Origin of the sequence: Sphingomonas faeni (genome assembly GCF_023195535.1) — a bacterium.
Taxonomy (GTDB): Bacteria; Pseudomonadota; Alphaproteobacteria; order Sphingomonadales; family Sphingomonadaceae; genus Sphingomonas; species Sphingomonas faeni_B.
Genome location: NZ_JALPNF010000001.1, coordinates 951,963 through 964,240, shown reverse-complemented (window position 1 = coordinate 964,240; position 12,278 = coordinate 951,963). Strand labels below are relative to the sequence as shown.

At 64.4% G+C, this 12,278-nt stretch carries 9 protein-coding genes; 3 read left to right on the top strand and 6 right to left on the bottom strand.

The genetic code is table 11. From position 1 onward, the window contains the following. Positions 1 to 65: 65 nt before the first annotated feature. Genes SPHN_RS04010 through SPHN_RS04000 form a run of 3 tightly spaced genes read right to left on the bottom strand, consistent with a single transcriptional unit; the run spans position 66 to position 2,966 of the window. Positions 66 to 794, bottom strand: a complete 729-nt coding sequence (locus SPHN_RS04010) for an extensin-like domain-containing protein (protein ID WP_248521304.1) — start codon at positions 792 to 794, stop codon at positions 66 to 68. A gap of 1 nt (position 795) precedes the next feature. Continuing rightward, a complete protein-coding gene (locus SPHN_RS04005; RefSeq protein WP_248521303.1) occupies positions 796 to 1,563 on the bottom strand; it encodes an NUDIX hydrolase in 768 nt (255 codons plus the stop codon). Then, positions 1,560 to 2,966, bottom strand: a complete 1,407-nt coding sequence (locus tag SPHN_RS04000) for a S1 family peptidase (RefSeq protein ID WP_248521302.1) — start codon at positions 2,964 to 2,966, stop codon at positions 1,560 to 1,562. The genes SPHN_RS04005 and SPHN_RS04000 overlap by 4 nt, the downstream gene beginning before the upstream one ends. Positions 2,967 to 3,455: 489 nt before the next feature. Between SPHN_RS04000 and SPHN_RS03995 the strand changes: the two genes are divergently transcribed. Further along, the gene (locus SPHN_RS03995) at positions 3,456 to 4,496 is read left to right on the top strand and encodes a cupin-like domain-containing protein (RefSeq protein ID WP_248521301.1); all 1,041 of its coding nucleotides are present in this window, start codon (positions 3,456 to 3,458) and stop codon (positions 4,494 to 4,496) included. A 30-nt stretch (positions 4,497 to 4,526) separates the two neighbouring features. On the opposite strand, the gene SPHN_RS03990 is transcribed toward SPHN_RS03995, so the two are convergent. Continuing rightward, on the bottom strand, positions 4,527 to 6,098 hold the full coding sequence (locus SPHN_RS03990) for a tryptophan halogenase family protein (protein WP_248521300.1): 1,572 nt from the start codon (positions 6,096 to 6,098) through the stop codon (positions 4,527 to 4,529). A gap of 427 nt (positions 6,099 to 6,525) precedes the next feature. On the opposite strand from SPHN_RS03990, the gene SPHN_RS03985 reads away from it, so the two are divergent. Beyond that, positions 6,526 to 9,933 carry a TonB-dependent receptor gene (locus tag SPHN_RS03985; protein ID WP_248521298.1) on the top strand — a complete coding sequence of 1,136 codons (3,408 nt, stop codon included), beginning with the start codon at positions 6,526 to 6,528 and terminating at the stop codon, positions 9,931 to 9,933. Between the two features lie 255 nt (positions 9,934 to 10,188). On the opposite strand, the gene SPHN_RS03980 is transcribed toward SPHN_RS03985, so the two are convergent. Continuing rightward, a complete protein-coding gene (locus SPHN_RS03980) occupies positions 10,189 to 10,773 on the bottom strand; it encodes a glutathione binding-like protein (protein ID WP_248521296.1) in 585 nt (194 codons plus the stop codon). A gap of 80 nt (positions 10,774 to 10,853) precedes the next feature. Beyond that, entirely contained in the window at positions 10,854 to 11,123 is a 270-nt protein-coding gene (locus SPHN_RS03975) for a DUF1488 family protein (protein WP_248521294.1), read from the bottom strand. 281 nt (positions 11,124 to 11,404) lie between these two features. Here SPHN_RS03975 and SPHN_RS03970 point away from each other — a divergent pair, with 281 nt between their 5' ends. Further along, the gene (locus SPHN_RS03970) at positions 11,405 to 12,028 is read left to right on the top strand and encodes a LuxR C-terminal-related transcriptional regulator (RefSeq protein ID WP_248521292.1); all 624 of its coding nucleotides are present in this window, start codon (positions 11,405 to 11,407) and stop codon (positions 12,026 to 12,028) included. Positions 12,029 to 12,278: the final 250 nt, after the last annotated feature.

The following is a 12,278-nucleotide window of genomic DNA, read 5'->3' as shown; positions in this document are numbered from 1 at the left end:
CCATGTCCGAGCTACCCAGCTACCCAGCTACCCAGCTACCCAGCTAACCAGCTATCCAGCCCCATTCACCGACACGCTCGCCAGCCCATCGATCCACGGTTCGCCTGATCCAGATGCAAGTGGTCGGCATGCGCGGCGTTGTAGTCGGGGGACAAGGTCGTCGCGAACACCTTGCACGCCCCGTCTCGCACCTCGCGGAGGAAGGCAGCCTTCGCAGCGTCGCCCTTCCAGTCGCGCGCGACGGTGATGCGGGTGCCGTCGGTCAGGCGGAAGCCGGCGATGTCGACCGCGTCGGCGGTGGAGTGTTCGCTCCAATTGCCGGCATCGCGCCCGTAGATCCGCCGGCAACTATAGCTGCCGAAATGATCGATGCTGGCCACTCGCGCGCCGAAATGCTTCACTGCGGCCGGCTGGAGCACGTCCCATTCCCACATCGACAGTGCCGCGGCGACGGGGCAGGCGATGCCGAGCGCGGCGGGCACGAACCCGATCTTCCGCGCGCCGCCGGTCAGTCTGACGCCATCCGAATAGCCGCATTGCCCTTCGCCCTTGCGCGGTGGCAGGACGGTGTAGCGCACCCCCGCACGATCGAGCAGCGCGCGGCATTGCGGGAAATCCTCGGTCAGCGCGGTCAGCTTGCGACCGGTGAACAGGCCGATCGGCTGGCCGAGATCGAGCGGCGCCCAGGGCAGATCCTGCGGGCGGCCGCGCGCCATCGACCAGAGCATAAGCGCGAGCGTCGCGACGATCGCCAGCCCCACGAGCCAGCCAAGGGTGAGCCGCACCCCCCGCATGTCAGCCGCGCACCGCGTCCGACATCGGCTCCGACGTCACGGGATAGCCGAGATCGTCGGGAATGCAGAGATGCTCGACGCCGTCCCGTGTCTCGGTCCACGGCGTCACGGTCCGCACGGGATGCGCGCGCGCGTCCGTCACGGCCGCCTCGAAGTCCGCGAACTGTGCCAGCCGTTCGAGATTGCGCCGGGTCGGAAAGATGATCGTCGCCCGTCCCGCATCCGCCTCCGCGAGGACGTCCGCCGCGGTCGCCCAGACCAGTCGAACATTCTCCGTCGCATCGACCCGGGCCGCGGGCGCACCTGCGGGCAACCGCGCCAGATAGAAATGCGTGTCGAATATGCGGGCATGCGCATGCGCCGGGCGCCAGCGCGCGAAATACGTAAGCGCGTCCAGATCGAGACCCGCTTCCACGTCGGCAAGCGCCTCGCCGAATGCAATTCCTTGGTGCAACGCCGCGCGCAAACGCTCGAGCGCATTCATAGCGGGAAGTGGCGAGAGCCCAACCGGGATGCCGACCTCTTCGATCGTCTCGCGGATCGCGGCGATCTGGGCTGCGGCGTCAGGATCGTCGTGGCCTGACAGGGTTGCCAGCGCGTGATCGCCCGGATCGATGCGGCCGCCAGGAAAGACCAGCGCGCCGCCGGCGAAAGCCATGGCCTTCGCCCGTTCGACGAACAGGAGTTCGGGACGCCCAGCGCCGCGTGCGCGAAAAATAACCAACGTGGCGGCGGGGATCGCTGATGGCAGGGGCGGCGTATCGGTCATTGATCGACGTAACGCGCGACGCGGCGATCGGGTAGCGCGGTCATGGTACCGTCTTCCACCAGCGCGGCACCGTCACGAGATGGGGGCGGGGCGGGCGGCACGCGGGGGATGGCTAGCCGGTAAGCGAGCGACCAGCCTGTCGGGAGATAGTCGGTCGACATGTAATAATAGAACAGGCATTCGCCATCACGGCGGTACGTTCCGCCCTTCACGAGGCCCAGCGCGATGGTGCCGTCGAACACGGGCGCGCCGCTGTCGCCGGCCTTGCACGTCGGGCCTTCTACCGCGACCCAGGTTGGCAGGCATGCGCCGCCGCAGAGATCGCCCGCCGGCGCAAAATCGACGATCGCGACCTGTGCGCAACTATATCCGGTCCGCTCACCGCGATGGCAGACGAAGTCGCCAGCGCGGGTGCTTTCACGATTGCGCCAGGTCGAAACGGTGCGGGTGCGCGTCTTTGCGGTGTTGGCGTAGAAGGACGAGGCGAGTGGTGGCCCGGCGGCGACCGTGTTGACCTGGACATCCTGATATCCCCATCCCCATTGGCCGATGAAATCGAGTGGTATGCTACCCTGGCGCGTGTCGACATAGGTCAGCACGTCGGGACAATGCGCCGCCGTCGCGATGCCGAAGCGGGATCCATCGGTGACGACGAATCCGGTGGTGCACGCATAGCGCTTGCCTCCGACCACCCCGACGACCCGGGCACCGCCCTCCACGGACGAGAGGCCGGTAATCGGCGGGGGCGGCGAAACGGCGACCATATTTGGGATTGGCGCAAGGGGATCCCGGCCGGTTTCGACCGGCGCGGTTTGGATTGGGGGCACGCCCGCGGGATTGCCTGCCCCGCTGGCGATGGCCGTGCTGTCGATGCCCCTGCTGTCGATAGCCGGGCTGTCGACGGCTTCGATCCGCACGGGGACACCGGTCATCGCCTCGATCCGAGCCCGCAATGCGCCGTCCCGGTCCAGTTCGGCATCACGGCCACTGATCATGACGAGCAGGGCCCCAGTTCGCGGGTCTATCCCGAGGCCTGGCGGATGCGGCAGGGCATCGCGGATCCGCGCCTGATAGGTGGAAATGATCGCCAACATCCCTGTCCGGTTCATCGCCGCCCCGGTGCGAAACACGATCGGGATGACGATCCCGCCGGCCACGATCGACTGGTCCGGCACCGGCTCCGTGCCGGTCAGCAGGATCACGATCCGATAGGTCGGGCGATGATCGACCGCGATGCCGGCCCAGCGATCGCGGTACGTCTCACGCAGGCGATCGGTCACGGCGATGCTCTCGGACTGGGCGCGCAACCGGTGCATCGCCTCGTCGAGCGTCACGTCGAACGTGCGCGCATATTCTCCCGCATCCTGCATCAGTGCGTCGATCGGCAGCTGCAGGCGCGGCACGGGCTGTTCCGCGGGCGCGCCAAGGGACGGGGCCGGGGCGATCGTCGGAGCTTGCGCGGCGGTTGGGGACGGTACCATGGTCAGCAGGGCGAGGCCCAGGAACGGGCGGGCTCGAAACATCGACATCAAGGAGCATCGCACAGGAGGGAGGGCCACCACACGGCATACCCAGTGCGATCAAACGCATGCAAGCCGTCGTCCGATCCCATTCCCCGTCATGGTATCCACGTCACGACATCGACGTCTCGGCCATCCGCGTCAGGCGGGCATTGTGCATATCCGGCCGCCCGGGGTTTTGGCCTCGCATGCGAATGGGACCGGCGTGTCGGATCTGTCGCGACGGCGTGTGGCCCGTCCGTGTCGGGCTCGGTCGGTCGTCTAGCGCTTTCGCCGAAGCGCGCGCGACCATGCGGCTGCCTGTGAAAGGCCCAAGTATCTGGACGCACGGTGAAAGTAGCAAGCCGATCGAGGTTGCGGTATCGGGGGGGCATGAAGATCGATCATCCCGCCGCCACCGATGCGCGCGTCGAGGAACGCGCTGCCGTCGATGCCGCGACGTTCGCCGCCGAGGTAGCGCCCAGCGCGACACCCATCGTTCTCCGCGGGCAGGTTTCGCACTGGGCCAGCGTCGACGCAGGGCTGAAAGGCGATCGATCGGTCGCCGCGTATCTGGCAGGGCTAGGCAATGGTGGCCAGCCGATGGAAGTGCTGGTTGGCGGGCCAGAGTTCGGCGGTCGGTTCTTCTACCGCGGCGACCACCTCGAAGGGTTCAACTTTCACCGTGAAAAGGCATCGCTGGGAATGCTGCTCGGTGAATTGCTCCGCCTGTCCGACATTCCCGAGCGCGAGCGACACACGCTCTATGCCAATGCCGCGACCGCACCGGAGCATCTGCCGGGCTGGGCTGCGGCCAACCCGCTCGATCTGCCGATGGGCGGCGCGGTGCCACGGTTGTGGATCGGTAACGGGACGCAGACCGCCACGCATTACGATGGCTCGACCAATCTCGCCTGTGTCGTCGCCGGCCAGCGCCGCTTCACGCTGTTTCCGCCCGATCAGGTTGGCAATCTCTATATCGGACCGCTCGACCGGACGCTTGCGGGGCCTCCTGCAAGCATGGTCGATCCTCTGGCGCCCGATTTCGATCGCTATCCGCGTTATGCCGAGGCACTCGCTCATGCACGGGTCGCCGATCTGGGTCCGGGCGACGCGATCTTCATGCCGGCGATCTGGTGGCATCATGTCCAGGCGTTCGGGACGCTGAACGTGTTGTGCAATTATTGGTGGTCGTTCGATCCGACCGTTTCGGCGTTCCACGCGGTCGTGCACGCTCTCATGGCGGTCCGCGATCGACCCGCGGCGGAGAAAGCCGGCTGGCGCGCTTGGTTCGACCATTATGTGTTCGGTGACGATGCCGCGGCGGCGGGCGACCATCTGCCGACGGCGGCGCGCGGCGTGCTTGGACCGGCAAGCGACGAGCGTACCGAGCGCATCCGCACCTATCTGCTCAAGTCGCTTCAGCGTCGTTGAACGGTAGACTGCGGGGCAAGCCCGGCTTCGTCAGCGGCGTTCGAACCGCGCCAGCGCCTCGGCATGGGGAGGCATGTGGGCCAGCGACGCGGTAACGACCTGCTCGATTTGCGCGATCCTCGTCGCAGCACGGTCAATCGGTAGCGCCGCACACAATGGATCATGACCCTCGACGACCGCATTCTGCCCGGTCAGCAGCGATAACCAGCTGGTCTCGTTGAACAGTTCGTCAGATTCGCGAAAGATGCGGCCGCCGTGGCGAAACAGGGTGAGTTTGTCGGCGAGGCCTTCGGGTATCGGCGCCGCCGCGCGGTCGCGCCAGAATGTCTCCGGGCGCGCATTGAGATGATAATGCGCAACGAGAAAATCACGGATGCGAACGAACTCGGCGGTCATGACGCGGTTATACCGTTCGATCACGACGGACGATGCCGCACCCGTGCCGGGCAGCATCTGCAAAAGATGCTGGAGCCCGCTCTGTACGAGGTGGATGCTCGTGGACTCGAGCGGCTCCATGAACCCCGCGGCAAGTCCCAGCGCGATGCAGTTGCCGGACCAGAACTGACGGCGATGCCCGGTTGCAAAACGGATGACGCGTGGATCGGCGAGCGCTTCGCCCTCGATTGCATCCAGTAGCCGCGCTACGGCCTGGTCCTCGCTCATATAGCGGCTGCAAAACACATGGCCGTTGCCCGTCCGGTGACGGAGCGGAATGCGCCATCGCCACCCGGCAGGTTGCGCGATCGCGCGCGTAAGCGGCAGCGGCGCGGCATCCGCGGACGAGGGGACCGCCACCGCACGATCGCACGGCAGCCACGTCGACCAATCCTCCCAGCCGGCCGTGAGCGCACCCTCGATTAGCAACGCGCGGAAGCCGGTGCAATCGATGAACAGGTCCCCGTCTATGCGCCCGTCTGGACGCCTGTCTGGACGCCCGTCTGGACGCCCGTCTGGACGAGTGCCGTCCGCCACATGCACTGCGGCGATCCCCGCCGGACCTGTTTCGACACGGACGACCTTGCCTTCGCGGCGAGTGACGCCCTGCGCTTCTGCCTGTGCACGGAGAAAGCCGGCGTAGCGGGCGGCGTCGAAGTGATAGGCGTAACCGATCCGCGAGAGTGGCGAGTCGCCATTGGCGATCGGTCGTGAAAAACGGCCCGTCTCGGCTGCGCGGGCCTCGAGCGAATAGCGATCCAGGTTTTCGGCGTCCCCGGCCTGCCGGGCACGGAGCCATTGCGCGGCAAACGGCAAGCCGGCGATGTCGGTGCCGATCTGGCCGAATGGGTGAACATAGCTTTCGGCCGGGCGCGACCAGCCTTCGAAACGGATGCCGAGCTTATAGCTCCCGCCGGTTGCGGTCAGGAACGCGTCTTCGTCGATTCCCAGCATGGCGTGAAAAGTGCGGATCGGCGGGATCGTCGCTTCACCGACCCCGACCGTCGCGATCGCGTCCGATTCGATCAGCGTGACCTGTCCCCCGGCGGGCACGAGCAATCGACCAAGCGCGACTGCGGCCATCCACCCTGCGGTGCCGCCCCCGACGATGACGACCTTGATGCCGCGCGGCTGTTTGGTGGTACCGGGTGATGGTCTGGGCTTCATGCGATCCTCGGAAGGGGGAGCGTCTCGACGACACGTACCGTGGCGCGTGTCATGCAGACGATAAGGCCGGTCTGGTCAATACCCGATCTTCTGTTGTCACCGATACACCGGCCTATGACCTGGGTGCCATCCGAGATCATCTGCGTATTAATCGAGATTATAGCGACTCGATGTCTGCCACGCGATCGGCGAGGCGCCCCTCATAGGCCTCGCCGAAGCAGATTCCGGGAGCAAACAAATGTATATTTATTTGGTTTAATCCAAACTCTGTCGAACTCCGTGGTACCGTTACAAATAATGTAACATTTGTGGCCATCTGTTGCATTTTCACACTAGCTGAGCCGCTATGCTCGCGCTACCAATCCTCTGTCAAAGCGCGCAATTCATAAATGATAGCGCTATCAGGAAAGAGGGGATGCGAGGCATCATGCAGCGAGATTCTGGCATTACGCGGTCGTTCATTCGCGGCGCGGCACTTAGGGGTGGCGTATCGATGTTTGCGGTGTCCCTTGCTGCACTGCCCTACGCTGCGATGGCGCAGTCCGCCGATGGTTCGGCCGACGCTCCAGCGTCGCAGAGCACGCCGACTCCGAACGCGCTTCAGCGTACCGCACCTTCTGATCGTGCCGCAGCGGCGGCGCCGTCGACTGCTACCGGCTCTCAGCCGTCGGCCAATGCGCAGGTTCCGTCGGGTGGCGTCACCGCGACGCAGGCCGAACAGTCGACTGCCACTCCGCAACAGGAAGCGGCAACGCAGGACATCGTCGTCACCGGCATTCGCCGCAGTTTGCAGAGTGCGCAGGCGATCAAGCGCAATTCCGAAGTCGTCGGTGACTCGATCTCGTCCGAAGATATCGGCGCGCTGCCCGACCGTTCGGTGACCGAAGCGCTGCAGCGCGTGCCCGGCGTCTCGATCAGCCGCTTCTCGGCCGGCGCCGATCCCGATCACTTCGCCACCGAAGGATCGGGCGTCACCGTCCGCGGTCTCAGCTACACGCGCTCAGAGATCAACGGCCGCGATTCGTTCAGCGCGAACAACGGCCGCGGCCTGTCGTTCGCCGACGTGCCTGCCGAGCTGCTGGGCGGCGTCGACGTGTTCAAGAGCCCGTCGGCGGACATGATCGAAGGCGGCATCGGCGGCTCGGTCAACCTGCGCACGCGCCTGCCGTTCGATTCTACCGGCCTGGTGCTCGGCGGGACGCTCGAGAACAATTACGGCGATTTCGTCAAGAAGTCCGCGCCGACGGTCTCGGTCCTCGGCAGCAATCGCTGGGAAACCGGCATTGGTGATTTCGGTTTTCTCGCCAGCTTCGTGCGCTCGCAGGTCCGCAGCCGCGCCGACAGCGTTCAGATCTCCAACTGGGGCGAGCGCGTGATCGGCGCCGACGGTTCGCTGCTGCAGCCGATCGACGCAACCACTGGCGTGGTCAATACCGGTCGCACAGTGTATGTCCCGCGCGGCGCGGCAATCCGCAGCCAGGAATTCAACCGTACGCGCTACGGCTATTCGGCCGCCGGCCAGTGGCGCAGCCCCGACAAGTCGATGACCGCGACCGCGCAGTTCCTGCGCACCGACTCGCGCGAGGCGTGGACCGAGAATTCGATCGAGGTCGCGACCGACAACGTGCTGGCGGCGGGCGATACGCAGCCCTTCCCCGGCACCAACTTCACCTATGACGACGACAACGTCTTCACGAGCGGGATCATCACCGGCCCGAACGGTTTTGCAGCGGACGGGCAGGCTGGGGGCGACGGCCGCACGCCGACCAACGGCCTGCAGAGCAACAACATCTCCCGCGGCAACAATTCGCGCTTCCGCACCAACGACGCCAGCTTCAACCTGAAGTGGCAGGCGACCAGCCGGCTCGGCATCAACGTCGACTATCAGCATGTCTGGTCGCAGGTGAAGGTCACCGACCTGACGGTATGGGGTACGTCCTATCAGAATGCCGACATCCGGCTCGACGGGACCAACCCGGCCTATGTGAACTTCATTCCCGTTACGAACGGTCGGAACAACTACCAGAACGCGGCGAACCCGAGCTACCTCGATGCGTATAACAACTTCTATCGCTCGGCGATGGATCATATCGAGGACAGCAAGGGCAACGAGGATGCTGCGCGCATCGACCTCGACTATTCCTTCCCCGAGGACAGCTGGTTGACCTCGGTTCGCGTCGGCTATCGGTTCGCGGATCGCCAGAACGAAGCGCGCTCGACCGCGTACAACTGGGGCGTGCTGAGCGAGATCTGGGGCGGCGGCAACAACCAGACCGATGCGACCGCACCGACCGGTCCGGGTGGCCCGGTCTGGTTCGATCGCCCGATCGACGGCAATCCCGTCACGCGGAACGAGGGCAATCTGGGGCCGCAGCAGGCGTTCCTGTACGACAACTTCTTCCGCGGCCAGGCGAACGATGCGTCGAACGGCGGACGCGTGTTCGTGCCAGGGTCGTTCCTGCAGAACTACGATAGCGCGACGCAGGCGATCACCCAGATCGCGCAGGAATGGCGCAACTTCAGCAGCAACCTGTCGGGCGCAGAGGGCTGGGTACCGCTGGCAAACCGCGCCGGTGCCATTGCCGGAACCCCGTTCCTCCCGGGCGAAATCAACCCGGTCAGCGAACGCAATAACGCGGTCTATGCGATGGCGCGGTTCGGCAACGACCTGTCGAACGGCTGGAACCTGAGCGGCAACCTTGGCGTGCGCTACACCAAGACGCGGCGTATCTCGTCGGGCTTCTTCGCGTTCCCCCAACAGGCGTTCAACTGTCCCCCACTGACGCCGGAGCAGGTCGCCGCAGGTCAGGTTCCGTCGCGCTTCTGCTCGCTGCCGCAGGGCGTGCGCGACTCCGCGGCCGCATTCCAGAACGGCCAGCTTACTCCAAACGATGCCAAGCTGACCTATGACTACTTCCTGCCGAGCTTCAACGTGAAGCTGGCGGTAGGCGGTGGTCTGCAGTTCCGCGCGGCCTTCACCAAGAGTGTCGCACCGCCCGATTTCGGGCTGACGCGCTCTTTCTACAACATCAACCTGAACACGAGCGACCAGACGATCCTGTTCAACGGCGCGCCGATCGCGAACTTCTCGGTCGGCAACCCCTTTCTGAAGCCGGTTCGCGCGGACAATTACGACCTGACCGCGGAATGGTATTTCTCGAACGTCGGCCAGCTCACGCTGTCGCTGTTCAAGAAGGACCTCTACGGCGTGCAGACCAACAGTCTGCAGCGCCAGAGCTTTACCAACAATGGCGCGACCTTCGAGGGGATCATCACGACCCCGCTGAACTCGACGGAGACCGGCCGGGTGAAGGGCTTCGAGGTCGGCTATCAGCAGACCTATGACTTCTTGCCCGGTTTCCTGAGCGGTTTCGGTCTCGCCGCTAACTTTACCTATGTGCAGTCGTCAGGCGTGTCGCAGGAGAACCTCGACGAGAACGATCCGAACGTCGCGGCCGGGATTATCTCGAACGTCGACACCAGCGGACTGCCGTTGCAGGGCCTGTCCAAATACCAGTTCAATCTCGCGCCCTTCTACCAGCGCAACGGCCTGGAAATCCGGGCCGCGTATAATTGGCGGTCGAGGAACTTGCTGACGATCCGCGACGTCATCGTCCCCAACGCGCCGGTCTATGCAGAGAAGTACGGACAGCTCGATGCGTCGATCTTCTACGCGGTGACGCCGTCGGTGAAGATGGGCTTCCAGGGCGTCAACCTGACCAACTCGATTACGCGCACGTCGTACGTCATCAACGACGATCTGCTGACTCGGCCGCGCAACTGGTTCATCGCAGATCGCCGTTTCACCTTCTCGATCCGCGCCTCGTTCAAATAGGCGCCCTCGAGTCCGCCAATGGCGGAACCCTCTCCTCCACCTGGGGCGTCCCGTTCGCGGGGCGCCTTTTTTTTGGAATTATCCTGTCCGGCATCCCGACGTTTGCCGATCGCCTATGCAAGCCAGCGCAGTGTGCGTCAGGGACAGATACGGTGGAGCGGATCGGCAGCTTCGAGACAAACGGCGAAAGGCGGCAATACGGCCTGATCGATCGCCGCCTTCACCTTGACGTCGCGTTTAGGTCGGCAAGGACTATCAGACCAGCCCTTCGTGCTGCATCGCTATCTGGACGGAAGGACGGCTCATCAGTCGGTCACGGAATGCGGAAAGCTTTGCAGGGACTTCAAGTTTGTTCTTCTGCGCCCAGAGCAGCATGACGAACAGGTAGAAATCCGCCACGCTGACATCCGCGCCAACGACGTAGTCGCCCTCCATCATGTCAGCCAGGTACGTCATGCGCGCCAGGATCGTCTCTGCCGCTTTTGCCTTCTCGGCATCGCCGGCATCCGAGAAGAAAGGCTTGAAGCTCTTGTGGATCTCGGTCGAAATGAAAGCCAATGCTTCGAGAAGGTGCGTGTGCCCCAGTTCACCCGCCGGTTTCAACGTGGTATTCCGATGCGCGATCCAGTCGAGAATGGCGATGTTCTCGGTCAACGTCTCGCCCGTATCGAGCGTCAGGGCAGGGACATAGCCCTTGGGGTTTATCGCTGTGAAATCAGCGCCGGTCTCGGTCCGCTTGGCCTTCAGATCGATCCGTTCGCGCTCGAACGACAAGCCCGCTTCATGCAGTGCGATATGGTCTGCGAGACTGCAAGCGCCGGGCGAATAATAGAGCTTCATGGTTCTCTCCGTGTTGAACGGCTTGAACGCGCAAGATCGCTATCGGCTGCCCGGGGCCTACCGCACCCAATGAGGATTACTTATTCGAGATCGTCGTCATCGATGACGACGACGTTGGCGTTGGGGCGCTGGTCGGCGACGTCGGCGCAGACGTCGAGGATTTCATCGCTGAATCGTTCGAACAATTCGAGCGCGTCGTTCTCAGGCTCATCCCCACTCAGTTCGCGCAGCACGGCATATTTGACGGCAAAATCGCGCTCGTCGCCGTCGATTTCCGCGGTGAATTCGATCTGATGGGCAATGTCGTTATCGGTAAGGCTCGCCTGGTCGACGGTGATACGGCTTGGCATGGCTTGACACTCCTAGAAAAGGACAGGCCCTGCCCAAGAGAGGGGGCGCAGGCAAGGGGTTCGCGCTTCAGAGGAAACATTCACGTAAATTCGCATGGGTAACGCGTGCGGTGCGGCGTCGGCTGTGGCATCCCGGCGGCGCGCATCACGGTGCATGCGTGACGGAAATACGTGCTAGTCATCGCGTGCTGGTCACCACGGGCTCGTCATCACGGGGCCTTGGAGACGGCGACGCCAGGGCTGCAGGCGAGCACGCGACGGATGAAGAGGGGATGGGGGGAATGGTTTTGGCGGACGTATCGGTGCCGTCCAATCGGCGGCTGGTGAGGCTGGTGACCGACAGTCCGATCCCCTCGGTCATCAGCGACCCGCGACTGCCCGACAACCCGATCGTCGCGTGCAACCAGGCATTCTGCGACCTGACCGGGTATCCCGCGGAGGAAGTCGTCGGGCGCAATTGCCGGTTCCTGTCCGGACCGGCGACCGAACCGTGGCTGTCCGAGGAAATCCGGCGCGGGGTCCGCGAGCACAAGCCCGTGCTGGTCGAAATCCTCAACTACAAGCGCAACGGCCAACCGTTCCGTAATGCCGTCCTGGTCGCGCCGCTGTACGACGAGGAGGACCGGCTGCTGTATTTTCTCGGGTCGCAGGTCGAGATCGACACGAATGCGGCAGCGCCGACCAGCATGCGGCGTATCCGCGCGGCCGAGATGGTCAAGGCGCTCTCGCCGCGCCAGGGGCAGGTCCTCAAGCTCGTCGCGCAAGGCCTGCTGAACAAGCAGATCGCAGGAGAGCTTGGGCTCGCCGAAAAGACCGTGAAGATGCACCGGGGCATATTGATGGAGCGGCTCGGTCTCAAGACCACCGCCGACCTCATCCGACTGGCCGTCGAAGCGGGTCTTTGAGACGCGCGACGCGGTCGGCATAGCCGCGCCGCCAGAGCCGCAAATGGAACGACCGATATGGACCAAGTTCCGTATCGCAGGCCGGTTCGCGGAGGCGTATTCCGATCCCGGTCGTCACAGCGGCCAGGTTTCGCGGCGTATCAGCCAACGTCGCGGGGCCTGGGTGGAACTCCCTCCGATACCCTTCAAGGTCGCTGTGGCGCCATCCTCGGGTGACCCCGAGCCGGTGCGATCATCGGCTCGCGTCGCC